Origin of the sequence: Marseilla massiliensis (assembly GCF_016899855.1) — a bacterium.
In the GTDB taxonomy this organism is placed as follows: domain Bacteria; phylum Bacteroidota; class Bacteroidia; order Bacteroidales; family Bacteroidaceae; genus Prevotella.
On record NZ_JACJJG010000036.1, the window covers coordinates 1 to 25,461 of the forward strand.

A 25,461-nucleotide genomic window follows, 5' to 3' on the forward strand; every position below is an offset into this window, starting at 1 on the left:
AGCACCTCAAGATAAAGAAATTCTGGGGCACAACAGAGAACGCCGTCCGCATACAAATCAGTGTGGCTATTATCACATACTGTCTTGTGGCTATTGTCCAACATGATATGAAGTTGAAACGCTCAACCTATGAAGTTTTGCAAATTCTCAGCATATCATTGACAGACAAAACCTACTTGCGTGACCTGTTCGACAAGACTAATTTCAATGATGTCAAAGATCTAAATAATCCCATTATTCCGGGGCTATTTGATTAATTGTTTAACTCGTCTCATTTTAACGGGACACTAATGAATTTAATTCTTCCATAATATATCTTTTTTTTAATTCACAGGTAAGAATTTGGAGGCTTCAGAATTTCCCTTTTTGTCATTTTGCGCAATAAAACGACATTTTTATTGTAAAACAACTTGTAATTTTTCAAGAAAGAGAAAATAAAAACCGCCAAGAGGGTAACTCCTGACGGCACGTTGTTCTTTTTACTACGTTTTTACATTTTGTCAATATACCAGCCTTAACTTTACATACTCGGGGGTTATCTCCAGTTTGATGTCCTTCATGCGGCTTGCACCCAACTTCCTTGCAGACTTCTTGTAGCTTTCAACAAAATCATCTATGTCGATGAAGGTATTGAAATAACTTCCGAACGGTGCTTTTGGATATGGCTCCGGCATTATGAAACCATTTAACCCTGTGCCTGTTATGGTATCTGCATCGGCGGAGTTTATTTTACCCTCCTCAACCAAGTTCTGCAAGGATGTGCGGTTGAATGTAAACTCGAATTCATTGTCAGACGGATTGCAAGCGGAGAAAACCACCCTGCGCTCACCTGTTACACTGTCCAAGTCATTCTGTATTTCCTGTTGTACACTCATGATTGTAGAAGGTTCAATCTCGTGAACCTTACCTACTAATAATATCTTTTTATTCATAATATTTTACTTGTTTTTGTGATTTAATTATCAAATTTATACCGTAGCTTCTTTTTAAATATCCGGCCTGTCCTTTGTAAGCATCACTACGACTTTCTCACGCGGACATATTCCAAGTATTTCCTGCAAGGTCGTTTCAATGCAGAGTCCGGTTTTCAAGCCAACCGTAAATCCATCGCCAATAGAAAGTGGACTTATATTAAACGGCTCCTCCATATTCACAAGTCCGTTTTATCTTCATATTCATCATTGACAGTATGTTCCTCCTCATAAAAATACTCTTCTTCATAATAGGAATCCTCTGTGTCTGAGTCCACTTCTTCACCGTCATCCTTCATATCGTCAATCACCACCCAGTCGTCCTTGTGCCTACTTAAAAGAAACTCATAAAGCGGCCATACGTCATCCTCGGTGAAAGATTCTTGGTTACAGTCCGACGTTTCGTTTTCAATGGCAATGAGGTCCTCCCTTATCCGGTCCAGCAACTCCGACTTGTACTTTACTTCCATTATGTCACCGTTGCTCATTAGAACTCTTGCTTTATTATCGTTCTGTCTTTTTATTTTCATCATGTTATTCTTGGATTTTTATTTTTTTGTCTGTTTGTAATTCATTATTATTTGTCATTTTGCATATCCATAGTTAAGGGGTTGGGCACTCAATTGAACTATTATTCTTGCTTTCGTGATTAAAGGAACCAAGCCTTGTTAACCTGTTCCCATCTTCATGGCCTATAAATTCCTTTTCCACCAATAAACCGTTTTCGGAGATTTTAACCGATTTGGCAAAGTGTTTACAGGTTCTTACGCCGTTTCTTACCTTTTCATTTTTCATAAATATCTCCTTTCTGCTTTTTTGAATTGATAATCAGGTCTATCCCGAACTCGTCTTTAAGGAACTTTACTAATGTCTTATAAGCATCAGTTCTTTTCCTCTCCCTTGGTATAACAGTCAACAATTCGGACAAGTCAACCTTAATACAGAGTCCGCTTTCAAGTTTTCTGCCGATGTAAGTTTCAAGTGCTTCTATATCCTTCTTGAATTTGTCCGGCACTATCACCGTGTTTACTTTGTTTGTGATTACATCTGGAGAAACACAATCCTGACGGTCCCCTGAATACTGCACTTCATCAGAGAATAATTTGTTTAAATATTTTATTATCATAAAACTTGAATTTTTATCCTATCTCACTAATCAGGCTTTTAGACTTCTTTAAGCGCGTTTTATCACTTTCGGACGCTTAATGTTAAATTTCACTGATTAGGCTTTAAGGGCTTGGAAAGCGCATTTTATCGCTTTGGACGACTTTTTACAATGAGGAGTAATGATATTAAGCGTTGAAAGTTTTATGAAGTAGTCTGAAAATAAAAAAAAGAAATTAATCTCAGTGCGTATCTGTAAAAATGATTTATATAGTTAGTTCGGGAAAATAAAATCAAATAAAAGTTAGTAATTTTGCAAACATTTTGCACCTTTATGGTTGATTGTCAAATAGTTACAAGATATACAAGCGATGATTACCAAGGATAGTTACATTAATTTCTGTATTATCAATGATTTGACAAGAATTTAGATATGGAAATGTATGAAAACATCAGCTTTGCTTTTGTATGTTGAGAAAACGGCAAAACTGGAGCTTTTATAATAATTCCTTTATCCTGAATTCGTGTCTTGACTCAATGCAAAAACATAGTTTATTTGTACTTTGCCTGCAAATTTCTAATGATTGGTTTGGCTTAAACCTGATACTTATTTCAAATCGACCATGAATATGTAAAGCTACACCAGTCATTAATCCATGATTTTTAACCTATAGAATATAGCATCAATCCCCATATACCAGTTCACGTTTCAGGTTTTCTGTCTGGTTGCTATAAGCTATTGAGAGGTTTCTTGGCATTTTAGACGCAATTTCATTTCGGAAATCAACCCAATTATTGAAACTGTATCTGATGTTGTCAACGTAATATTCACCCAAATCAGTGTTTCGGTAAGGTTTGGCCATATCATCAAAATGACGTTGTACCAACCTGTCACTTACCTTGCCTTTGCAATTTATCTGTTGCTTATGGCTCAGTACATTCAGGAACTCTTCCAACGACTGCCGCCGTTTATTGAATCTGTATTTGGTAGCGACGTTTACATCCATTGGCTTGGATGAATAATTCTCCCCGAAAGCGGCATCAAGACACGACTCCCATTCTTCCAATGCCACCATATATTCGTTATAAAGCGTGTATTCACGACGCATATCCAAATCAGGCAAACTGTCTGCCAACGCTTGATTGGCATGAATCATCCTGTAATTCTCCATGACGGCCATGACATAGCTCCAGCAATTCATTTCCGGTTGGTTGCCACCACTGCTTTCATGTATGTATTCCGCTATTGCATCCATGGCCATGTCATAACGTAATGAATCTGGACTTTCGAACAGTCCTGCACATAGATTCAAGCTGTCAATCTCGCTACTTATTAGCAATCCCCAGTTCCAATAGAGGTCTGCATAAGAAACACTGTCGTTTTTCGTGGAAAGGGTTGCAACCATCGTGTAAAGCAACTTGCCCAAATCATCCGCGTGCGGAATATCATGGTCATACCTCAGGCACAGACTGACAGAAGGCTCATATCCCTCAGGATTATCGGAAAGTCTCCAGTTATCCATATCAAACCGGCAGTAGAACTTCGGGCCGATGAAGTATTTGTCGTTTCCTCCTTCTTCGGGAATCAACCGCCATACATTATTATCATATTCGAAAATGTCCCGGTATTCAGGCTGTACCACTATTTCTTGGCGTTCTAAATCATATATACCCCATGCAAAGCCGTCCTGAAACTTGACAAAAGGTTTCAGTTTGTTTCCCATTGGCATGACCCATTCATACTCGCACGGCATAACCAAGCCAAAGCGGTCACGTATGCCCATGGCTCCATCTTTAAGCACGTACAACAGTCCGCGTGAGGAATAATGGTAAGTCCTGCAATTAAACCATCGTTTGGTCTCAATGCCATTGTATCGGTTGTAGCCGATGGATATGCTTGGAAGGACAAATGAACATACAAGGAACACAAGAATGGAAACGGCGACACTGTGCGTGCGCCTGTAATGCCTGATTGCCACATAACCCATGCAGGCTGCACTTGCCGACAGGAGCAAGACACAGAATCCCCTTGCCGTATATTGTGCCGTCCAAAAGAGGAAGCCGGATATGACAATCGGATAGACGAGACATAAAGCTGATTTATCGGACAGATATGGCTTGCTCCACCTGATGCCAACGAAATAGTAAAACAGGGGTGTTGAAGCAAATATTGCCACCAGACTGAACACGCTGTTCATGACGAATCCGGCAGAAAACGCGATGGCAAAGACAACCGTTACCACTCCATAACGAAAAACATCCATCGGGATATTCTTCTTCCTGATACGCAAGACGAAAGGAAGGAACAAAAAGAAAAGCCACCACAGATAGGGCGTATCAAGTTTCCTATCGAGGTGAAGATATTTGTAACCAATCAAAAACAATAAAAAAGCAACGAAGTACAAGGTGGATAGGAACACTTTTTTCCATGGCCACTTTGTGGAGACCAAACCCTTCCGAATAAGCAGGACTATATAAACCGTAATGGGTTCCAAAACAACCCATGATAACCACAACAACCCCCACATAATCCATCCAATGCCGGGGAAAGGTACATTGTCACCATGATTACCCCAATAGTGGTAGGCACCTTCAAGCATGGTGCTGTGCCCCTGAAACAGACTTACCAAACAATCATACATTTTACCCAAAGGCCGCAATAAGGTCTCATTCGGATTTGTTGGTTGTAAACTCAACAATAAAATGAACAACACCGTGAATACCGCAATTAGCCAAGCTGTATTCTTCTGTCTGTGGAAGAGTGTAAAGGAAATGGCCAAACGGAGCAGAATCATTACGGGCATCAGGAAAGAAGCAATCCCCAAATGCCACAAGGTGAAAAGTGCCCAAGCACTAATCGCAACCAAGTCGAAAACCGACACATATTGCAGCAACCTATTCTTATTCATGGCAGTCCTCCTCCGGATAGTTTATGGGGTCAAGGTCGTTTGCCAAGCTGCGCACGGCATCGCTTATGTCTTTATACTCTTCCGGAATGGGCATATAGTCCATAGGGACGGGATTGCCCTTACTGTCCAACCCGACAGGCTGTTTCATCCGTTCCAAAAGTTCTGCTTCGGTCGTATCTGCAAATACGTCCATCTGCAGCTTTTCATCAAGGCTTCTGCGAACAATTTCCACAAGGTTGGTTTGGGAAGCGCCTTGTATGAAGTTGAATGAGTGTTCCGACATGAAGAACGGAATAGCCTGATAAGGAATGTGGAGGAGGAAAATCTGCGTGACGCCCTCCTTCTCATACACATCCATGACCTTGAAATACGAATTGAAGTGGAGCGTGCAAAGCCGCCAGCGCACCATGTCGGCATCCGGTACGGCCTCATAGAGTTTGGCACAATGGGCAGACCCGATGATGAAGCGGAACTTTGTTGTCGGACGCTGCGCCTTGACCGTAACATCGATGAAGAACCCCGCACGCATGACAGTTCCGACCTGATATGACTTCTGCACGTCTATATCCGCATCTGTATCGCGATAGAACAGTTGGCATCCGGGAAGTATCCAGTTTATGGACTTCTCAAAAAAACGGATGAGTTCTTGTGGCATTTCCTTTTCCATATTTGTATATTTTAAATATTTATATCGTCCAATATCAATTCCGACAATGATTCAATTCATCAAGATTCAAAGAGTTACAGCCATAAAACATATAAAAACTTCTCACTATGTCCGATCTTTTAAAAGAGCCTAAGTTAAGTGACTCTAAAGAACTGCAACCGAAAAACATACAGTTCATAAGAGTGTCGCTCGTTGTTTTAAAAGAACTTATATCAAGAGATTTCAATGAACTGCAATTATCAAACATATAATGCATATATTTTACATTCGATGTATCAAAAGAACTCAAATCAAGAGATTCCAAAGAACAACAATAGCCAAACATATATGACATTTTGACTACATTTGAAGTGGTAATAGAAGCCAGATTTATATATTTTAAGGAGGTACAAGCATAAAACATACCAGTTATATTCGTCACATTCCGTGTATTAAAAGAAGCCAAATTGAATGATTTTAATGATCTGCAATTATCAAACATATAGGCCATATTAGTTATATTGGATGTGTCAAAAGATTCCATGTTAAGTGTTTCCAAGGAACAGCAGTTTAAAAACATACGTATCATATTTGTAACTTTCGATGTCTCAAAAGAACTAAGGTTGACGGATGCCAAAGAGATACATCCGGAGAACATTTCTGACATATCAGTTACGTTAGAAGTATTGAAAGAACTCAAATCAATAGATACCAAGGATTTACAGCCCAAAAACATTCGCTTCATGTCTGTTACATTCGATGTATTGAATGAACCCAAGTTAATGGGAGCCAATGAGCGGCACTCAGAAAACATTCCCACCATATTAGTTACTTTCGATGTATTGAAAGAACTTAGGTTGATGGATGCCAAAGAGGTACACCCGGAAAACATTTCTGACATATCAGTTACGCAAGAAGTATTGAAAGAGCATAAATCAATAGACACCAAAGAGCTGCATCCCAAAAACATTCGCGTCATATCTGTTACATTCGATGTATTGAATGAACTCAAATCAATGGTACGCAAAGAGCTGCACTCAAAAAACATATAAGGCATATCTGTTACATCCGAAGTGTCATATTCCTCCAGATTTATGCGCTCAACCAGCCTTGCCTTATCACCTTTACAAAATGAAAAACCGTACTTTAGGTCGGGATACTCCATTACGCTGATAATATTTTTGCCTTTACGAAGTTTTATCCGCTTTGTGCGTATGCGCTTAGTGTTACCTTTCACGCATTTCCCTATCTGAATAAAAGCCCGTCCAGAACATTCTATTATAATCCGGCTGCAATCTTGATTACTGGAACAAGATTCAAAGCTGCCCGGACATTTACACTCGCAACATGAACTTTTCATAACCGTCTGTTCTATTCTCTGACTTTTGACATGATTTTACCATCTGTGCATAATTTACAATAAAGCATCGGCTGCCTTCCGAAAATATGACACTGCTCTTTCATCATCTTGCATCGCATACCGTAGCCATTTTATTCTAATAGAAAAACTTAGATAACGAATAATTAGGAATAAAGGCTTTTTCTGATATATCAAGCCGACAGCTGTTTATTACCACAAACTGGTTGGAATGATTGGCAAACGCAGCGTCTTTTACTTCAATCTTGCATATCTTTTCAGAAAAACTTAGCCTCGCCAAATTCTTGCATCCATAAAAAGCCTCAAATCCTATGAATTGCACACGACCAGGAATTTGCAATTCTGTCAGTGACGTGCAACCTTTAAAAGCCCTCATACCTATTTTCTCCAGCGTATCAGGAAAATCAACTTTACGCATATTGACACAGCTATCAAAAGCTGAATCTTTTATTTCTGTCAATCGTGTAGAAAACTTAACCGATTCCAATGAAATGCAACCCTGAAAAGTGTCCTCTCCCACTTTCGATATGCCATTAGGCAATACTATGCTTTTAAGTCCTTTGCAAAACTGAAACGCAGAACGGCCTAATCCACATAATCCATTGGGCAACGAGATTGTTTCCAAAGCAATGCAGCCCCAAAAAGCCGAATAACCTATAAGTTTTACGCAATGCCATTCTACATGGCGTAATGATGTGCAACCGGCAAAAAGGTAATCACTTACTTTTCTCAACGAATTTGGCAATATGACACATTCCACCCCCTCGCATCCACAAATTGCTCCTTGACCGATTTCTACAACGTTGTCAGGTATTGCAATTCTTTGGAGCAAAGATTGTCCACAAAATGCCCAACCATTTATTTTTTTTACAGACGCAGAAATATGCAATTCCTCCATTTGCTTGAAGCAATGAATTATGCGAGTATGGCATTTGTCGTATAATATTCCATCTTCGAAGTCGAAATATGGTGACTTATTAATAATGTCCATCGAACTTCTGCAAAAATGCCTCCCATCTATTGTTCCAAATGGATTGCCTCTAATTTCACAAAGAGAAGTCGGCAATACCAACCGCGTCAAGCTGCAGCATCCAGCAAAAGCGCCTTCACGGATTTCCTGCAATCCTTCCGGCAAACAGATTTCGACAAGTGAGGTACAATTACGAAACGAATCTTCTTCTATACACAACAGCTCTTGGGGCAGTTCAACTTTCTCCAACAAATTACAACTGTCGAATAGTCCCCTACGAATGGATTGAAGACCCGAAGGCAGCCTTATACTTCGCAACCCACAATTCTCGAATGCCCTCACACCAATCTCTTTTACGCTGTCTGGAATATGTACAACTTCAAGATGCGGACTCGCAATAAAGGCTAATGGCGGTATTTCCGATACATCATCGGCTACTGTCAGTTCATAAACATCGTCACGGAATCGATAAAATTCCTTTTCAGTGTCTTTCGTAAAAACTTCCATCGCATTAAAGAATAGAAAATTATTCCAAAGCATCGGCTGCCTTCCGAAGATATGATGCCGCCTTTTCATCATCTCGATTTGCAGACTTTAGCTGCGCCTCATATTTCTCCACATATCGGGATGCCTTACGTGAATACATTTCCGCACGGTCAATGTTTCCACGTTTGGTGTAATAGGCGGCCTCTTTCTGGCAGCGTTCCGCCTGTTTCAAGAAGTATGCCGCTTCATTGCGATGTCTCGCCGCTTGTTTCTGGTGATACTCCGCTTGACGTTGATAATACCTTGCCCGTTCATGGTCAGAAGTCTGTGCAGAAGTTGTAGCACCGAACCATACCGCAAGGCATAAGGTGAACAGCATGATGATTCCTCGTTTCATAAGCAATGGCAAGATAGAATAGTTTTATGTATGTAATTTCTCTACAAACCGGCATTTAGTATCAATATATCCATAGAGTCTTATGTCCTTCTCGTCCGTGGTTGGTCCGTTACCAAGTTTGTCCTGATAATACCAACTTCCATCCGGACTTACCTGCCACACGACCTTTGCCACTCCGCCATTGTAATCATAAATGCTGAAATCATATTTGGCCGTTCTTTTCCGAATCAGTTCCCGAACCTTGTCAGGCAATGCTGAAACGGAATCCCAATCTATATCCTTTGGGCGTACAATCGTAATCTTTCTATTATCATCGACAACCATATATGCACGCCTTGTCTTATGGTTTAAGAGATAACGAGACCATGTTGATTTCGGGTAAAAGCACATAAAACGTTTGGTCCATGCAAATCCTTCACTCAGGTCTAACTCTTCATTCCACGACGCACACCTCACAAGGACACGATAAAGAATTCTTGACGGAAGCAGTTTCATCCATCTATGAAGCATTGCTCCATAAATGCATTTTATTGCAGATACCGCATAGGCCGATAAATCAAATGTTTTTCTGTATAAACTCCAAAACCACGGTCTCCTCAACTCGGCCCAAAAATCTTTCGGGAGACTTACGTTCTGAAGCCGTGAGGCATTACGGAACAGAGGTGCAATCTCGCACGTTTTCCAGCCGCCTCCACCACAGCCTATAGGCGTGACGAGAAAATGCAATTCAGGATGTTCTGCGGCATATTGAGTAAACTGCATAACCGATTGTCTGATTTCTTTTAAGCCAATCGTACCTCCTATGGTCGGAATGGCGTAGGAGCGTCCTTGCCGTCCTTCGCATTGCCCGAATACGGCATCGAAATGCTTCAAGGCAAAAGCCGATGCTCCGTCCCAATGCCTGCCCGAATTGCGGCATCCGAACACAAAAATCTCATTGTCCTCAAGACTTGAAACAAACTCAGGTGTTATACGTCCACTCCAATCTTCAAGCATAATCTTATATTTAATAATTGTTATTTTTTCCGTTGATAGAATTATTTTGGATGGCACTGCTATGGTAACAGTTTCAAACGATATCCTTTCAGTCTGCAAGATACGGTTTTTCGCCTTTTGAAAGGCTACTTTTTACACTATGAAAGGACGTTTCTTGCAAACTTTCCGGGGATAAATGGAAACTGTAAGGAAAAACCGCTAAAACACAATAAATCGTAAGCGTCTGCAACAAGGAGGCACAAACAATTCGGCCAATGGGGTCATTTTTTACAACCGCTTCATTCCGTTTCTGCACCTTTCTGATTCCCTGAAAGGCGTCTCAATCTTGACAGATCAATATCGTCACAAGGCTTTTCGCCCTTTTCCATTTTGATCTGATAGCATTCAAGGAGGCCTTTTGCTCCTTTTCGGCTGAGCATTGCATACTCGTCAGCTTTCCTGAAGTAACCGATGGCACGGTCTATGTCCGTTCGCGTAGAATCCGGATGCCCCATATAGATACGCCCAAGTTTGTTGTACATCATCGGGGCATAAGCGGCTACTTCCTCCAATTCGCCGATGCAAGCATCTGAGCATACACTGTCTGCGGCCATACTTGCCAAAACCAACCTTGCCACCATGTCACCCTTTTGAGCTTCCGGTTCAAGAATATGTATCTGTTCATTCCTATTCTTAATATTCATCACATTCATAATCCAGAGGACTGATGGCCACTCATTGTTTATTTGTTCTAGTATTTCCCCTGCACCAATGCTGTCGTTTTCTTGGTATTTCTTTTCCACGCCTTCAAGCATCCGGCCTAACCTGGATTTACGGAAATAATAATAGTCGTGTTTCCCATCCATATATTCTGCCTGCCCATACAGGTACATCATATTGACGAAATTCGCCTCGACACCGATTCCGTCCTCATAGCACCTTGCCAACTTCCTGTAAGCCTCCACTTCACCTTGTCTGGCACGTTCACGATAGACCTCCACACTGTCCGTCCATCCATCGGCAGTGATAGTCAGACCATCAGGTATTTCAACTTCAAACGATTCGCCAGTCTCGCTGTTGCGCACAATCAATTTTTGCTGTGCGTGTGTAGTGGTTATGGTAAGTAAGGCGAAAAACGCCAAAAATACAAATTGTTTTACTGTTTTCATATTAATTATTCTTTTATGCGTAGAACCAAATTGTTCTTAACTTTACAAATTAAAGGATAAAAAAGGGACATCAGATATTCCTTTTTGCATTACGATAAATTTGTCTGAAGATTTTTGTTCTTTCTATTTACCGTTACAATTTAGAGACTGTCATCCTTTTCACATATCGTCAAAATATTTTTCTCGCGAAAGTATCAATGGAATGGTACAAGCACTTTCCCTTTCCGGTCAATCACGGCTGTTACCGTCAGTTCGTCACAGTCCTCTCCGCCAAAACCGTCTTCGTCCGCAAAATAACGTCCGTCGGGGCAAATTGTCCATTCCACTTCCGCCTTGCCCCCTTTGAAATCATATACAAAAAATCTGTATCGGACGAGTAGTGCATGGGCATTTCCTGTCTCGACATCACGGTCTAATACTGATTTTTCTACATCTTTCAAGGTAAATGCAACCATGTTTCCGTCTTTATCCACAAGTTCCACAAAGCTCCTGTCCTTTTTGTCCACCAGCAGACACTGCCATCCAGTATTCGATTCCAAAAATAGCATCCCCTCCTTGCAGTCATAGCATATATAGCTACTATCCGCAGACTTCAACTCTTTCATTAAGGTTTCAAATTCATTTGTGTTCATATCTTCATGTTTTAAAATCACATTCCTACATTCATTAACTGCATAATCAAGCAAGATTATATTCTTCTCCACCCATGCGTTCAGCATCTCGTCCACCTTGGCGTTGATTTCAGGCGTAATTTTGTCCTTAAGTTTTTTATTGGCATAAAGTATGGCAGTTCCTTCATCCAACACGTCCAATAGTTTATATACAGCACTCGGTATCAAGCTGATTGATGAGATGGTATAAATGATAGCCGCATACACCAGTGCCTTGTCAACAACAGATATACATTCATCTATCATTACATAATAGAACTGGAGCAGCGGCCTTGCCTCATCTGTCCAACATTTAACACGTATATAGACGCAACTTATCAAGTAATTCCCTTGATTTCGTATTCCAAAAAACTTCCTTTACTCGTTCCAATAACGCACGGATGACCTTGCCCATGATATAATAACTAAGAATTGTAATGCAAATGATAGTCAACATAGTCTTATAAGATTAAATTCTTGTTTTTATAGAGATATAAAAACAGTCAAATCTATCAGTTCTCATAACTTTAATTACTAAAAAGTTCTTACATAACCTCATGTCCGATATTGGTTATTCAGTTCCTATTCAATTCCAAGATAAATACCCCATTCTTTTGCACAGATAATAAACTGCCAAGACTTATTTCCCTTTTTGTGATAATATCTGTTCCGCATTTATATCCTTGCAATTCTTCTTGATATAAAGACATGTCAACTATTGAAACCTTTGATGTATTATTAACCAATACCATCACCTTTTCCTCTTTATAAGTGCGGAAAAACACATAAGCTCCATTTTGTGGAATAAAATGCTTCATACTTCCACGTGATATCGCTTGTGAAGTCTTTCGCCAATTAAGAACAGTCCTTAAAAATAGGGCAATCTCATTGGCTGTAAACTTATCAGGCACAGACAATGCGTCAAAAGCATCCATTCTATAATTACCATCACCTTTACCGTCCCCATCACCTTTAAACAAAAATTCAGTGCCATAATATATTTGTGGAATCCTTGGAACTGTCAGCAAAACGGCCAACGCCTGTTTTAATTTACTCTTGCTCTTCACATGGGAAAACCAGCGCGGTAAATCATGATTATCTAAAAATACCAATGTATTTTCAGGTTCAGAATAAAGATAATCATATAGAAAATGGTTATAAACTAGGGCATCCTTACCGTAAGCATTTGTTCCATCATAACAAGCCTCAACTCGTTTCTGGAATGCAAAATCCATCACAATAAATGACGCGTTTTTACATAATTTCTTATATGCCTCGTTTTGAATCTTTGCCGTATATGCCGCCTCAGGAACCCATGTTTCTGCTATAACTGAAAATCCAGGATATTCTTTGCTGATAATATTTTGCCATTCAATCAACCTGTCAAAATCAGAATATAAATAAGTATCCAACCGAATGGCGTCTATTCCGGTAGTCTCTATCCACCATATTGTCATTTGGGTCAGATATCTGAAAACAAATTCATTGGTTATATTCAAATCCGGCATCTTTTCTGTAAACCAACCCTTAACAGTAGTTTCTCTATCAATTTGAGATGCATAAGGGTCAAATATAGTGGTTACAGCATAGTTTGTCTGTCTTATTGTTGTCTCATTCTGCCCATTAAACCAATCATTCGATGGCGGATTCTTCACCCATGGGTGTTCTATGCTGCAATGATTAAAAACCACATCCATGACCATCTTTATACCACTCTCATGCGCTAACCTCACAAGGGCTTTATAATCTTCTAATGTTCCCAAACACGGTTCTATATTATAAAAATCCGTAATCGAATAGCCATGATATTCACTATTTTCAAATACCGGAGTCAACCATAATGCAGTTATTCCTAAATTGCGAAGATAAGGTAAATTATTGATTATTCCACGAATATTTCCACCATGCCTTTTGTTCGGAGTATTCTCCGGTTGCAGATTTTGCGAGTATATTTCTTCCTTCGCAAACCTGTCCGGCATGAGCATATACACTACATCTTCATTTGTAATAGTTGCTTTTCTGGATTTATCCCAATTTCTCTTATTTTTTAATTCATAAGGTATAGTCACTCTATGGGAGCCAGAATCTATCGTTATATCATAAGTTCCGGCTATAAACGAATCCTTTAGGCTGATTGATAAAATAAGAGCTTTTTTCCCCAATCCTTCTTTAAAAATAATGGATTTATGCGGAATTGTAGTCTGAACATCTATGATTTTCAAATCTTCACCATATAATAATAATTGCAATACTTTATTCTCCAAACCAGCAAACCAATACGGCGGATCAACCTTATTTATATGTAGCATATCAACTTCACTTCTTAATAAAAATGATTAATGATTTGTATATCTGGGGCGTCAATAACTCTTAACAATATCAACTTAGATAGTATCAATAGAATATCAACAAATGACCACAAAAATAGAAAGAGCTTAGGAATGGCTTTAAATGGCATAATATAATCCCTCTTGTTATATTTGCCATCCTTGCAGCTTTTGCCATTGTTTTGCTCATATATTTTTCTGAATATCTCCTTTTCATACTTTATATTTTCATCGTCATCAGGATTTTGAAATCCTCCATTACGTATAATTCTTTCAGTTAATAAAATGACTGGTGGAAAGTTTCGAGTTGTGAAGCCACATTTCTCCAAAAATATATCCCAACAGGCTAAAGCCATTTCTATAGATTTTTCACTTCTCCACGCTGCATGTAAGAAAGAACACGAAGTAATAATACCTATTATGGAAATTATGAACAATATAAGGAATATTTCATCAAGGCTTTTATTGGCATATAATTCACAGCAACCTGCGACCAAAAAAACATTGAATGACAAGGAACCAATTAGTACGCTGGTTCCTTATTTCATTTTCATTTGTTATCATTTGTCGAATGACATTATGATAAGACTTTTGCATTTCTTCATCCATTGCCTTATCTGTCTCGTTGTTCTTTCTTACATTATTTATATTACTATTTTCCATCTTTTAAAATTATATTTTATCGTATTTAATTCCATTTATCGTAACAGTCCCCGGACCATCTATTTTATAATAGCATCCATGATCAAGAACATAACTGTGGCCGTCTTTTGTATAGAGCTTAAATGTTTTAGGTACATCACCTATCGTAGAAGTCAGTTCTATTCTACCATCCGGTATATAGCCCTCAGAATGGACATTGGGAGATAATGTATCTCTACCCATAAAAGACAAATTGTCACTATTAGATCCAAAGTTCCCAGATGCCGGCTGCCCCATCATTAAAAAATCTGATTTTTCAGACGGGAATAATGAATCATCCTGATACATCTTCATATCTGTTTCCATGAAGGACATATCGTCATCTGTAATCTTGAATGATTCAAATGCATCATCCCCGGAAAGGTTCAATGGGAATTCTTCAACTAATCCCATATCATCAGTAGTAAAATCTGGCGTAGCCATATCGTCAGAATCAATGACATCAAAATTATCTATAAACATAATCACATTTTTAAGTTAACCTTAGCCCTGACAAAAACCCGCTCCCCAAGCATAATGCCCGATTCAACAAACTCTTGGATTGGCATCCCATTATTAGCGTGATTGCAGTTCACACAAAAATGCCGGATAATATCAAACACTTCATCATTGTCAATCGGAGTCCCGCCGGAAAGAATCAATGCTGTACGAATCTTTTCACGCACCATTTGTAGCAAAAACTGTTCACGTTCCGACTTGAGATTCTTCGTCAAGCCATCCAATTCGTTCAACAAGTCTGCACATTCTGCAAACACTTTAACCAATGGTTTGTTGTCCAATAGTGAGGATTCGACAACTTCGGATGGAACATCTTCTGATTCCATGGTTGCTGCCGACAAATCCTGGCATTCTTCCTTTTCTTGAGTAACCGTCTCCGTAGCGTAATGCCATTCTTTAGATGAAGTATCTGCCTGAGTACACTTTAAAAATTCAGGCATTTCGTTATCTATATGGAGTGGATTATCACCTGGCTCCTGCTCCATCACCGCTGGAATCTGTGGTTCTTCATGCTTTGAGCTTGTTGGGAGCAACCATCTCCATAACCAACTAAAATCATGTATCTTCATAATCTTCTAATTTTGTTTATCACTTAAAAGTTTGCCATAACAGTCGCATACAATGGCTAGCAGGTGAGAAAGGTCTTGATTATTTGCCACTTTTTGCATCCTTGCCCGCCACAACCGTTGCCGTTGATTGCAATATGCCGAAGTATATTCACGCAATTTTTCAGAATCTCCTTCTAAAAGTATTTCCAATTCCCTTATTTCCTCTTCTCCTCGTAACAAATGCTGCACCTTCCTTAAGAGAATCAGCCCTTCACTGAGAGTTTCCACTTGTTCCATCATTTGTATCAACTGGTCTGTTTTTATTAATAAAGAGTCTATTTTTTCCGCATATCTATCCAACGCATCTGCATCCGAAGTGTTTTTTTTCACAAACGTGGCGAATGCCTCCAACAAAGAATTTTCATAATGCCCCTTGGAAGCCTTTATAATATCAAGAAATGCATCTCGACTCTTCACTTCCGACCTTTTTCGTGGAAGTTCCATGTTTTTAATATAAACCAAACTTTGTTGTGTGTCTCGCAGGATACGCGCGCAACGTATCGACTTGGAACGCTTGAAAAATCGTTCTTCCAACAGTTGTTTGACTCTATCCATCCCCGAAAAACGTTGTAAAAAGTCAACGGCTTCATCTAAAGAAAGATAATAGAGTGTAATAACGATAACACAGAATACTTCCCAAGGCATATCGCCAACCATTTTCATTCGCAAGTCCAAAGACAAGCCACACGATTCAAAAAACTTCTGATAAAGTCCTTTATCCCCCTCTTTTTCCTTCACCCAATATGCAGAATTCCTAATAAAACGCTTGTTAAACATATTTTGAGGGATAAGCCTTATGTTTTTTTGAAGTTCTTCAAGCTCCCCTGTTTGCCTTAATTTATTAATATTATGATACAGGCTCGCCGCAACCGGCAAGACAGTATGCAATTCATGTTCAAAAGTCCGCCCTAATAGAATTGCCAACTCATTGGCTTTAGACAAAATGTCGTTTACGCTTTTCCAGTTATCTTTTTGTATGTCCGATGATGGCTGTATTATATCTATTTGTGCCAGTATGCCAATAGCATTGAACGGAGAAATATGTGGAATGCGTTCTCCAAAAAACTTTTGTGCATTGGCTTTTGCCACTGGCCCGCTGATAAAAATCACAGCGTCCGCACTTTCTGTCAAGGCTCCTGACTGCTCAAACTGCCTGTTGCGCAGCTTTTCTCTTCGAGGGTTGAAGAAGTCCGCTGTACGCTGTTCGTGTTCATCCACAACTGAAGCAAACCCCGGAGTGTCAACAAGAGTGATATTTGCAAGTCTCTTGTCTTCCACGATGTATTCAAGGTGATCTATTTTTTCTGCTTTTTCAAGGACTTCATCACTGTAACCTTGTAGAGAATCTATAAATTCCTTGGTCTGTGCTTCCGGTTCTCGTCCGTCCGCCCAATAAACCATCACCGGTTTTTGAGGGTCTTTAACTTTCCCGTATTTAAAGACATTAATGGTGGCGGTTGTTTCTGTAGTACCCACAGCGGCCAAGTCCATCCCCAACAGTGCATTTAAGAAAGAACTTTTACCAGCTTTTACCTGCCCAGCTATTGCCAGGACACAAGGCTTCTCTGCCAAGTCAAAAAACCTTTCCATCTGGGCTTGATAGTCCGCCTTCCATGGAGATGACTTAATAAAGTCTATTACTTCCGTCAACAGCTGTTGAGTTGCCTTTATCTCATTCATATCGAAGACGTTTATATATCATCAAAACAATGATTATACCGCAAATTGGACTTGCCACAAATCATACAGAAACGTTGCTTGTTCGTCATTTTATAGCCACACTCTATACAATAACACGTCTGTTCACGCACTTCGTCTTTGTTTATGAATATAGCTGCTCCATTGGCCACAGCCACATCTACTTCCGGCACTCGGGTCGGTTCCACTGGACAAATGTCTTTCAGCTTTTCATACACCATGGGGAGTCGTGAACTTCCCCCAATCAGAATGACTTTGTCCACACGAAGTTTGTTGCTGCAAGTTGCATTGTGATGTTCTATTTCCTGAAGCATTTGATTCGTCTTTTGAATCGTCTTGTCCACCCATGGCTCTACTATGTCATCCCATTCTTGACGGGACAATGCGCCTAACTTCACAAAAACGGAACCAGCTGGCGGTAAAGGTAAAAATTCTGGACCAAAAGAGCCGTTAGACATCTTTTCTTTTTGCTTAACACAGTTACTCTTGAGTACCGGCAAAAAGACCTCATCATCAAACATAGATATATGCCGACTTTTTTGAGTTTTCACCTTCTTATCCCAATTCTCATACAATGCAAAATCGATATTCTGCCCTCCACATTCTCCATCTCCAATAGGTGGCAAAATGTACTGCTCACCGATATGGTCAAACATGACGTATGCCACATCAAATGTTCCACCACCAAAATCATATACCAGCACGCCCTCGTTCTTGATTTCATGGCTATTCTCATACCCCATCAAAGCGGCGACCGACTCTTTGAGCAACTTGACGTGCTTGAAACCGGCCTGTTCTGCCGCTTCCTTCAGAATCTCTTTCTTTTCTGTCTGCCAATCAAATGCTACTGGATAAGTCATACACACGTCCGTAATGCATTCTCCTTCAAACACATTGTCTTCTGCATACTTTTTGAGGTATTTTAAAAACAACGCAATAACCGACACATATGACATATTTCCTTTCGGTGTAGCCACAGCGCCATTACGCGACATATCGCGTTTTAACCCTGTGATGATACCACCTAATATAAGGTCTGCCACTTCCGACGTCTCGGCATCCATACAGTCCTGGTATTTGTTGTATGCCGCTTCTCCTATCAAAAGTTCCCCTCCGTCTTCTGGAAAGTACAGCATAGTCGGTATCTTTTCTTTTCCATATACTCGGATAGGGGTTGCCAATCCTTGTTTATCTACATAGGACATCGTCGTAAACGACGTCCCAAAGTCTATTCCTATTTTTGCCATTTACATATCAGTATGAAATACCTGTTGACGGAATTATTTTGCATTGGCGATGGTTACGGTTTTAAATGCTGCCTTTCCAGCCTGCAAGACATGGCTTTTCGTCTCGTGAAAGAGCATCTTTTACACTATAAAAGGAAGCCTTTTGCAAACTTGCCGAAAGCGAGCGGAAGCTGTAACTAAAAGCCGTTGAGATGCAATAAACAGTAAGTATCTGCCGCAAGAGGGACACAAATAATTCCGCCAACGGGTTATGAAATTTGTTTTTCAATGGACTCTCTTAGGTTGCAAAGTTCTTTAGTCTGCCCTATAAGCGCGTTCAATGATTCCAAGTCGGCTTTGAAGCGTTCACATTCCGCTCGTTTTTCCGCTAAGCTTTTTTGGGCTTGTTCCTCCAAATCCTGCAACTGTTCATTCATTTCCTGTTTCTTTGCGTTCACCGCGTTTTGGATAGCCTCTTCTGCGTTTCTTTTCAGATTGCCAACAAACTCGTTCACAACCGACACATGATTATAATCTCGTGCATCTTTCAGTGCATGGTAGATTCTGTCCATCAATGCATTCAGCTGTTGCTTAAGGTTTGCTTTATTGCGTTGCACTTTATCATCCTTACCGGCAATCCAAGCCCATACCGCAGACCCGATGCCTGCCACAATTCCAAGCGGAGGAAAGACGATAGTAACAATTCCGGTAGCCAATACTCCCGTCCCCACTACATTTCTAATATTATTCAAACGTTGTGACGGAGTCATCTTTAATGTTTCAAAGTTGGTAGCACTAACATCGTCTATGGATGTCCTGTCTATATCCGAAATGGCATTTTGAAGGATGGCAGAAGTCTCATTGACGGCATCACGCATAATGGATTCCCACTGTTGGACTATATCATTCGTAACAGAAGAAGGCAAACTTTCACACATCCTTTCCACTTCATCCATAGACGTGATTGCCTCTATGCGAGACACATAATGTTCGCGTATGGGACTCGTCAACCTGAACATTTGGTCCACCCGGTTGCTTACAATGTTGCAGATATCCGAGATTTTATTAGCAATTCCATTCGTTTGCCGACTGTTTCTTCCCCATTCGTCTTGCAGTTCTTGTTGTTTGGCCAGCTTATTTTCCCTGAATTGCCGGTCAAGATGTTGCCCTTCTTCAGCCGTTGTTTTCAGAAGGTCCGTAATGGCGGTCTTGGCTTTTAGAATCTGCCCTTGCGATTCATAGAGGGCAATGGAAGTATGGCTCATGGCCATCGTCCGGACAATCATGGCCATCAGCTCGTCCTTGACCACAGGGAACATGCTTGTACGGATGTTTTCCATTTTAAAATCCTCCTCATCCTCTTCCGCTGCATTCATCAAGGCTTTGCTTGAGATGGGGAATACAGTAGGAGCCGGCAAATTCCGTTTTGCAAAAATGGAGGCAAGACTTTCCTCTATACGTTCCAGCTGAGCTGTCCACACGCTGGGCATCACAGTGTCTATTTTCGTCATTACGAACATCACATGCGGTGTAACATCCAAGACTTTATTGATAAAAGTCCTTTCCAATTCCACCATCGGCTGGCTGGCTTCAAACACAAACAATACCGCTGCCGCTCTTTTTACATAATTTTGGGTTAACCATTCATGCGATTTATATATCGCACCCAGTCCTGGGGTATCGACAAGGTTCACATGTGCAGGAAGAAACTGTACGGGCACATTCACTTGTATGTGTGAAAGAATGCGGTTGCCAAAATCAGCCGCTCCGTTTTGATTAGCCTTCTCTTGAGAACCGAATATTACAAGTTGTTCACGGGTGATTGGCTGGGTTGTCCCGTCCGTGAAGGCCAACGAGAATGATTCCGCGTCACTATTGCTGATACGGAATACTTGCGAGGTCGCCACATTGGTATCCACTGGAAGTATGTTTTGCCCGATGATGGCATTGAGTAACGAGCTTTTCCCCTTTTTCACTTCCCCACAAACAACAATGTCGTATGAAGGGTGCTTTAAATGTTCAAAAGCCGCATTGAAGGCTTCACTTGTCTTGGGATACCTCCTGTCCATTGAGGATATTGTATTAATTTGTCCCATTAATTCAAGCAAGCCCGAATTCAGTTTCTTAACCTGCGGTTCTATTTCTTTCCAATCCATACTATTTATTTGTTTACTTTTTGGAATTTTATTATTTGCAATTATAATGCGAATATTCCATTATAAATCTTCGTTATCTTCCTTAATTTATTCATTGCGACACCTCCTAAACTCCCTAACCATGTCCACATTTGTATGGTCAATACGGCTCAAGTCCAATGATTTCAAAGAATTGCAACAATCAAACATTCCGCTCATATCAATGACTTTGGATGTGTCAAATCCACTTAAGTCCAATGATTTCAAAGAATTGCAACAATCAAACATTCCGCTCATATCCGTGACATTGGATGTGTCGAATCCACTTAAGTCCAATGACACCAAATAATTGCAAACTTCAAACATACAGCTCATATTAGTGACATTGGATGTGTCAAATTCACTTAAGTCCAATGATTACAAAGAGTTACAACCAGAAAACATACAAGACATATCCGTGACATTGGATGTGTCAAATCCACTTAGGTCCAATGATTTCAAAGATTCACAACGAGAAAACATAAAAGCCATATCCGTGACATTGGATGTGTCAAATCCACTTAGGTCCAATGATTTCAAAGATTCACAATCATCAAACATATGGCTCATATCCGTAACATTGGATGTGTCAAATCCACTTAAGTCCAATGATACCAAAGAACTACAACCTTTAAACATATAGCTCATATCCGTAACATTGGATGTGTCAAATCCACTTAAGTCCAATGATTTCAAAGAGCTACAACCAGCAAACATATCGCTCATATCAGTGATATTGGATGTGTCAAAGCCATCTAAAATGATATCTTCGATTTGTTCTGGTTTGTCCGAATATCTATCAAAAGAGAATCCATATTGAAGTGCGGGATATTCCTCTACACTGATGACATTTTCTCCTTTCTTGAGCCTTATCCGTTTCTCACGTATAAGTCCTCCTTCATCCGTCCGCCATCCTATTTGAATAAAAGAGCCGGCTTTTGAACAAACAACAACTATTTGGCTGTAACCAGCACCCTCTTGTATCGGCCGACCACAGCTGGGACAAAACTTCGCCTCCAAGGGCAGGATGTATTTCCCGAAGTCAGGGCAATCTTCATTCGTACAAGCCTTGAATTGCGGCTCAATTCTCTGCCCCGTGATGGGACAAAACTGATAATTATCGGGGTGTTCCCCGTTACAATGTGGACATTTCATAACGGATATTCGTATTTTTTTTGAATATTTTCACTACAACCATCAAACATATGAGACCAATAAAAAATTTTGTCAAATCCACTTAAATCCAATGATACCAAAGAGCTACATTTATTAAACATATAGTCCATATTAGTGACATTTGAGGTATCGAATCCACTTAAATCCAATGATACCAAAGAACTACAACCATAAAACATATGTTGCATACTGGTGACAACGGATGTGTCAAATTCACTCAAGTCCAATGATACCAAAGAGCTACAATCATAAAACATACTATACATATAGGTGACATTGAATGTGTCAAATTCGCTCAAGTCCAATGATTCCAAGGAGCTACAACCACAAAACATATGAGACATATCCGTGACATTTGATGTGTCAAAGCCATTTAAGCCCAATGATACTAAGGAACTACAATCTTCAAACATACAGCTCATATCTTTGACTTGGGATGTGTCAAAGCCACTTAAATCCAATGATTCCAAGGAGCTACAACCATGAAACATACTGCGCATATTCGTTACACTAGATGTGTCAAAGCCACTTAGGTTTAATGATACCAAAGAGCTACAACCATAAAACATCTGATACATACTGGTGATTTTGGATGTATCAAAGCCATCCAAAATGATATCTTCAATTTGTTCTGCTTTGCTTTTTATAGAAAAAGAGAATCCATATTGAAGTTCGGGATATTCCTCTACACTAATGACATTTTCTCCTTTCTTGAGCCTTATTCGTTTTTCACGTATAAGTCCTTCTTCAAACGTCAGCCGTCCTATTTGAATAGAAGAACCAGCTTTTGAACAAACAACAACTATTTGGCTGCAACCAGCACTCTCTTGTATCGGCCGACCACAGCAGGGACAAAATTTCGCCTCCAATGGCAGGATATGTTTCCCAAAGTCTGGGCAATCTTCATTCGTACAAGCCTTGAACTGCGGCTCTATTCTCTGCCCCGTGATGGGACAAAACTGATAATTATCTGGGTGTTCCCCGTTACAATGTGGACATTTCATAATCTATCCAATTATATGTTTGCTATTACCATAAAATTATCTGAATCACCCCATGCGTCCAAGAATTGGTCTATCGTATAAGTATGAGCCACCTCGCCTGTTCCTGGGTCGGTAAGCACAACTTCACGCTCTGCCGTCAGAGGGTTCACTTGTATGCCGCTTACAATCAGCGCATGGTCAGCACCACTTGAATTCAAGAAATCCTCAAAGGTTTCCCACGTGCCGGAATTCCAAAGTTCACCTGAATCTACCCCCACAATGACATGACGCCCTTGTGCCAACGCTGCTGCAATATCATCAATGGAAGCATGAATAAACCTGCTTACCGTCATACCGTGGTTTTCCAATAAATTGCCGACATCCACGGGAGAAGTCCCACCTTGCCCTGGAGCATACCAGCCATTTTCTATGGATTCAGCCACCAGCTCGTCTTCAGAAACCTCTATGTCATTAGATTCCAAAATAATCTGCTGCGATTTAATCGCACAGGTGTCTGGATATTTCTGTTGGATGTCATCGGCGGTCAGTTGTCCCAATGACATATTCTCCGCACCTTTCTCATGATAAAATTCATCAAGCATATTTATATCGCTCCCTTCAGAAACTATTTGTGGTATTTCAATATCATCTAACGAAATTTCATTCCTACTTTCATAAAAAGCATTATTCATATCCTTATCCACTGCCACGTTTTGTTCTGCAATCTGTTGCAAAACATCGTCTCCATGTATCTGTATAAACACGTCACGCATATCTTTAGAGTCCAAGTTCCCATCAAGATAGGCTGCAAATCTTTCTATGCTAATCGGATACATCTTTTTATCCATGTGACTCCTCCTTTCTGCAATAAAATGTGAACTGCTCTTTTGCTCTCTTATGCATATTATAGTAATTTCCCATCGTTACGCCTAATATTCGTGCCGTTTCCTCATTATTCTTCTGTTCAAAATACCTCAGTCGGATAAGTTTCCGATACGAACTGTTCGGCATAAGGTCAAGCAACTTTTGTATATCCTCACGATTCAAATTATTTACATCTATTTCTATAGAGCCATACATCGTTTCTTTTCTATCATTGAACATATCTTTTCCTCCATTCCCATTTGTCGAGATTGGTTCTTGTTCAGGTTTCAGTTTTTTAATTTTAAACCTTTTATAGCAATAGAACAGGCTGATTGTCTTCAACCAAGTGACAAGCGAACTTTCGCCTCTGAAATGTTCCAACTGACATCTCCCAGTTTCTTTACTGGGAGTTAAAATCAACACATAAATTTCATCTATAAATTCCTTGCAACAGACGCAATCCGTATAATAACGGTTATATATTGATTTAAACAAAGGATAACATTTTTTATATAGATAAAATCGTGTCACCTTATCATCTCGATTGATAATCGCTTGAGCTATTTTCAAATCTTCTGTATAGATTTTTAATACGTCCATTCAAATTTGCATTTTTTTCTTAAAATTTCGATACTGGGTGTAAAGATAAATAAAATTAATGAGTTGGAGAACATTGAAAAGAAATATTTTCTCAATCAAATAAATATCATTTGACTTGTTTTGCAGAATCTAATGGAGATTGCGACTTTTATTAGAAGTTCTCCATACAACATTGTGAAGCCATTGTGAAAAATATATAGAATTACCGCTTAATCTTAGCTGATTCATGCGATATTATATAAATTAGGCGGATAGAAGGAAATCGTAGAAGTTGGGCTGAATGACATGAACTGTTTTAAAACGATTTGGAAAAAGAAGAATTGTTCCCAAGTCATCCCCCAATAATAAAGAAGATTTAACAGCTTCCTTATTATTCTCTCCGTTGAGTATTAGTATAATAATATGTTATTAGTTATGCCAGGATATTTTTCTCCATACAAAATATTTAACGCTGATGCAGAACTTTATAATATTATTATCCAGGGAACCCTTAAAGCCTTAATAATGAGGGATTACGATACGACAAATATCACCCTTATCCGACAGTCAAGAAAACAGCTGGTTCGGATTATCGTTCGGCTTGTAGGAATAGAAAATAAAACAAATCTACGGGCCAAACAACAATCAGGCAAGAGGCACCACTATGAAGAATCTGTGGAAAAGGCAACCAAGAAAAAGTTGTCAGTTTAAGGCCTTGGTGACGACCCATACGGAAACTATTTGCCTTGAGTGCATCTTTGTGGAAATATGGTGAACCTAAAGCAAAGGTCGGGACATTTGGTGAAGAACTGGGTGTTTCGGCCTTTTTTTTCTACCTTTCACTTTTTCATTCTTCCACTCTTTCACCTTTCTTAATTTTCTTCCGTCTGTAAACCCCTGAAAGCCTTAATTGTGTATTAGGAAAACAACATTATTAATCATTTTAAACAACAGACAATTATGGAAATCAG

At 39.7% G+C, this 25,461-nt stretch carries 24 protein-coding genes and 2 pseudogenes; 2 read left to right on the forward strand and 24 right to left on the reverse strand.

From position 1 onward, the window contains the following. A pseudogene (locus H6A34_RS07805) lies at positions 1–257 on the forward strand (IS4 family transposase); the annotation flags it as partial. A 243-nt stretch (positions 258–500) separates the two neighbouring features. On the opposite strand, the gene H6A34_RS07810 reads toward H6A34_RS07805, so the two are convergent. The 24 genes and pseudogenes from H6A34_RS07810 to H6A34_RS07925 form a co-directional block, all read right to left on the reverse strand. Continuing rightward, a complete protein-coding gene (locus H6A34_RS07810) occupies positions 501–932 on the reverse strand; it encodes a hypothetical protein (protein WP_205104670.1) in 432 nt (143 codons plus the stop codon). Positions 933–1,150: 218 nt separating this feature from the next. Then, positions 1,151–1,504, reverse strand: a complete 354-nt coding sequence (locus H6A34_RS07815; protein ID WP_205104672.1) for a hypothetical protein — start codon at positions 1,502–1,504, stop codon at positions 1,151–1,153. A 70-nt stretch (positions 1,505–1,574) separates the two neighbouring features. Beyond that, complete coding sequence (locus H6A34_RS07820) at positions 1,575–1,766, reverse strand: hypothetical protein (RefSeq protein WP_205104674.1); 192 nt, start codon at positions 1,764–1,766, stop codon at positions 1,575–1,577. Beyond that, the gene (locus tag H6A34_RS07825; RefSeq protein ID WP_205104676.1) at positions 1,756–2,097 is read right to left on the reverse strand and encodes a hypothetical protein; all 342 of its coding nucleotides are present in this window, start codon (positions 2,095–2,097) and stop codon (positions 1,756–1,758) included. Before H6A34_RS07825 ends, H6A34_RS07820 begins: the two co-directional genes overlap by 11 nt. Before the next feature lie 661 nt (positions 2,098–2,758). Next, complete coding sequence (locus H6A34_RS07830; protein ID WP_205104678.1) at positions 2,759–4,705, reverse strand: hypothetical protein; 1,947 nt, start codon at positions 4,703–4,705, stop codon at positions 2,759–2,761. 271 nt (positions 4,706–4,976) lie between these two features. After that, entirely contained in the window at positions 4,977–5,651 is a 675-nt protein-coding gene (locus tag H6A34_RS07835) for a hypothetical protein (protein ID WP_205104680.1), read from the reverse strand. A 34-nt stretch (positions 5,652–5,685) separates the two neighbouring features. After that, positions 5,686–6,990 carry a BspA family leucine-rich repeat surface protein gene (locus H6A34_RS15525; RefSeq protein ID WP_420870821.1) on the reverse strand — a complete coding sequence of 435 codons (1,305 nt, stop codon included), beginning with the start codon at positions 6,988–6,990 and terminating at the stop codon, positions 5,686–5,688. A 136-nt stretch (positions 6,991–7,126) separates the two neighbouring features. Then, positions 7,127–8,485, reverse strand: coding sequence for a leucine-rich repeat domain-containing protein (locus tag H6A34_RS07845; RefSeq protein WP_205104684.1), 1,359 nt, complete (start codon positions 8,483–8,485; stop codon positions 7,127–7,129). 19 nt (positions 8,486–8,504) lie between these two features. Then, entirely contained in the window at positions 8,505–8,861 is a 357-nt protein-coding gene (locus H6A34_RS07850) for a hypothetical protein (RefSeq protein WP_205104686.1), read from the reverse strand. Between the two features lie 24 nt (positions 8,862–8,885). Next, the gene (locus H6A34_RS07855; protein WP_205104688.1) at positions 8,886–9,857 is read right to left on the reverse strand and encodes an A1S_2505 family phage non-structural protein; all 972 of its coding nucleotides are present in this window, start codon (positions 9,855–9,857) and stop codon (positions 8,886–8,888) included. Positions 9,858–10,135: 278 nt separating this feature from the next. After that, complete coding sequence (locus H6A34_RS07860) at positions 10,136–11,005, reverse strand: sel1 repeat family protein (protein ID WP_205104690.1); 870 nt, start codon at positions 11,003–11,005, stop codon at positions 10,136–10,138. A 194-nt stretch (positions 11,006–11,199) separates the two neighbouring features. Then, positions 11,200–11,922, reverse strand: a complete 723-nt coding sequence (locus tag H6A34_RS07865; RefSeq protein ID WP_205104692.1) for a hypothetical protein — start codon at positions 11,920–11,922, stop codon at positions 11,200–11,202. A 308-nt stretch (positions 11,923–12,230) separates the two neighbouring features. Continuing rightward, positions 12,231–13,964, reverse strand: coding sequence for an alpha-amylase family glycosyl hydrolase (locus tag H6A34_RS07870; RefSeq protein WP_205104694.1), 1,734 nt, complete (start codon positions 13,962–13,964; stop codon positions 12,231–12,233). Between the two features lie 14 nt (positions 13,965–13,978). Further along, on the reverse strand, positions 13,979–14,497 hold the full coding sequence (locus H6A34_RS07875) for a hypothetical protein (RefSeq protein WP_205104696.1): 519 nt from the start codon (positions 14,495–14,497) through the stop codon (positions 13,979–13,981). Positions 14,498–14,654: 157 nt separating this feature from the next. Continuing rightward, positions 14,655–15,146, reverse strand: a complete 492-nt coding sequence (locus H6A34_RS07880; protein ID WP_205104698.1) for a hypothetical protein — start codon at positions 15,144–15,146, stop codon at positions 14,655–14,657. A gap of 2 nt (positions 15,147–15,148) precedes the next feature. Next, positions 15,149–15,751, reverse strand: coding sequence for a hypothetical protein (locus tag H6A34_RS07885; protein WP_205104703.1), 603 nt, complete (start codon positions 15,749–15,751; stop codon positions 15,149–15,151). Between the two features lie 6 nt (positions 15,752–15,757). Continuing rightward, entirely contained in the window at positions 15,758–17,470 is a 1,713-nt protein-coding gene (locus H6A34_RS07890) for a dynamin family protein (protein WP_205104704.1), read from the reverse strand. 11 nt (positions 17,471–17,481) lie between these two features. Beyond that, positions 17,482–18,735, reverse strand: coding sequence for an Hsp70 family protein (locus H6A34_RS07895; RefSeq protein ID WP_205104705.1), 1,254 nt, complete (start codon positions 18,733–18,735; stop codon positions 17,482–17,484). Positions 18,736–18,983: 248 nt separating this feature from the next. After that, positions 18,984–20,870, reverse strand: a complete 1,887-nt coding sequence (locus H6A34_RS07900; RefSeq protein ID WP_205104707.1) for a dynamin family protein — start codon at positions 20,868–20,870, stop codon at positions 18,984–18,986. Positions 20,871–20,957: 87 nt separating this feature from the next. Next, positions 20,958–21,266, reverse strand: a pseudogene (locus tag H6A34_RS15530) (BspA family leucine-rich repeat surface protein); the annotation flags it as partial. Beyond that, positions 21,267–22,043 (reverse strand): BspA family leucine-rich repeat surface protein, encoded by a 777-nt coding sequence (locus tag H6A34_RS07910; protein WP_205104711.1) that lies wholly within the window; start codon positions 22,041–22,043, stop codon positions 21,267–21,269. It lies immediately after the preceding pseudogene. Further along, positions 22,040–23,068 (reverse strand): BspA family leucine-rich repeat surface protein, encoded by a 1,029-nt coding sequence (locus tag H6A34_RS07915; protein WP_205104713.1) that lies wholly within the window; start codon positions 23,066–23,068, stop codon positions 22,040–22,042. The genes H6A34_RS07910 and H6A34_RS07915 overlap by 4 nt, the downstream gene beginning before the upstream one ends. Before the next feature lie 11 nt (positions 23,069–23,079). Beyond that, complete coding sequence (locus tag H6A34_RS07920) at positions 23,080–23,895, reverse strand: C39 family peptidase (RefSeq protein WP_205104715.1); 816 nt, start codon at positions 23,893–23,895, stop codon at positions 23,080–23,082. Continuing rightward, positions 23,888–24,511, reverse strand: a complete 624-nt coding sequence (locus H6A34_RS07925; protein WP_205104717.1) for an RNA polymerase sigma factor — start codon at positions 24,509–24,511, stop codon at positions 23,888–23,890. Before H6A34_RS07925 ends, H6A34_RS07920 begins: the two co-directional genes overlap by 8 nt. 414 nt (positions 24,512–24,925) lie before the next feature. On the opposite strand from H6A34_RS07925, the gene H6A34_RS07930 reads away from it, so the two are divergent. Next, positions 24,926–25,201 (forward strand): hypothetical protein, encoded by a 276-nt coding sequence (locus H6A34_RS07930; RefSeq protein ID WP_205104719.1) that lies wholly within the window; start codon positions 24,926–24,928, stop codon positions 25,199–25,201. The last annotated feature ends 260 nt before the right edge of the window (positions 25,202–25,461 follow it).

Excerpts from the sequence above, each read along its gene's own strand:
- H6A34_RS07820 (WP_205104674.1), bottom strand. The coding sequence starts at position 1,766 with ATGAAAAATGAAAAGGTAAGAAACGGCGTAAGAACCTGTAAACACTTT.
- H6A34_RS07815 (WP_205104672.1), bottom strand. The coding sequence starts at position 1,504 with ATGATGAAAATAAAAAGACAGAACGATAATAAAGCAAGAGTTCTAATG.
- H6A34_RS07855 (WP_205104688.1), bottom strand. The coding sequence starts at position 9,857 with ATGCTTGAAGATTGGAGTGGACGTATAACACCTGAGTTTGTTTCAAGT.
- H6A34_RS15525 (WP_420870821.1), bottom strand. The coding sequence starts at position 6,990 with ATGAAAAGTTCATGTTGCGAGTGTAAATGTCCGGGCAGCTTTGAATCT.
- H6A34_RS07825 (WP_205104676.1), bottom strand. The coding sequence starts at position 2,097 with ATGATAATAAAATATTTAAACAAATTATTCTCTGATGAAGTGCAGTAT.
- H6A34_RS07870 (WP_205104694.1), bottom strand. The coding sequence starts at position 13,964 with ATGCTACATATAAATAAGGTTGATCCGCCGTATTGGTTTGCTGGTTTG.
- H6A34_RS07915 (WP_205104713.1), bottom strand. The coding sequence starts at position 23,068 with ATGAAATGTCCACATTGTAACGGGGAACACCCAGATAATTATCAGTTT.
- H6A34_RS07850 (WP_205104686.1), bottom strand. The coding sequence starts at position 8,861 with ATGAAACGAGGAATCATCATGCTGTTCACCTTATGCCTTGCGGTATGG.
- H6A34_RS07930 (WP_205104719.1), top strand. The coding sequence starts at position 24,926 with ATGCCAGGATATTTTTCTCCATACAAAATATTTAACGCTGATGCAGAA.
- H6A34_RS07895 (WP_205104705.1), bottom strand. The coding sequence starts at position 18,735 with ATGGCAAAAATAGGAATAGACTTTGGGACGTCGTTTACGACGATGTCC.
- H6A34_RS07835 (WP_205104680.1), bottom strand. The coding sequence starts at position 5,651 with ATGGAAAAGGAAATGCCACAAGAACTCATCCGTTTTTTTGAGAAGTCC.
- H6A34_RS07810 (WP_205104670.1), bottom strand. The coding sequence starts at position 932 with ATGAATAAAAAGATATTATTAGTAGGTAAGGTTCACGAGATTGAACCT.
- H6A34_RS07900 (WP_205104707.1), bottom strand. The coding sequence starts at position 20,870 with ATGGATTGGAAAGAAATAGAACCGCAGGTTAAGAAACTGAATTCGGGC.
- H6A34_RS07885 (WP_205104703.1), bottom strand. The coding sequence starts at position 15,751 with ATGAAGATACATGATTTTAGTTGGTTATGGAGATGGTTGCTCCCAACA.
- H6A34_RS07920 (WP_205104715.1), bottom strand. The coding sequence starts at position 23,895 with ATGGATAAAAAGATGTATCCGATTAGCATAGAAAGATTTGCAGCCTAT.
- H6A34_RS07865 (WP_205104692.1), bottom strand. The coding sequence starts at position 11,922 with ATGATAGATGAATGTATATCTGTTGTTGACAAGGCACTGGTGTATGCG.
- H6A34_RS07860 (WP_205104690.1), bottom strand. The coding sequence starts at position 11,005 with ATGAAAACAGTAAAACAATTTGTATTTTTGGCGTTTTTCGCCTTACTT.
- H6A34_RS07880 (WP_205104698.1), bottom strand. The coding sequence starts at position 15,146 with ATGTTTATAGATAATTTTGATGTCATTGATTCTGACGATATGGCTACG.
- H6A34_RS07910 (WP_205104711.1), bottom strand. The coding sequence starts at position 22,043 with ATGAAATGTCCACATTGTAACGGGGAACACCCCGATAATTATCAGTTT.
- H6A34_RS07845 (WP_205104684.1), bottom strand. The coding sequence starts at position 8,485 with ATGGAAGTTTTTACGAAAGACACTGAAAAGGAATTTTATCGATTCCGT.
- H6A34_RS07890 (WP_205104704.1), bottom strand. The coding sequence starts at position 17,470 with ATGAATGAGATAAAGGCAACTCAACAGCTGTTGACGGAAGTAATAGAC.
- H6A34_RS07925 (WP_205104717.1), bottom strand. The coding sequence starts at position 24,511 with ATGGACGTATTAAAAATCTATACAGAAGATTTGAAAATAGCTCAAGCG.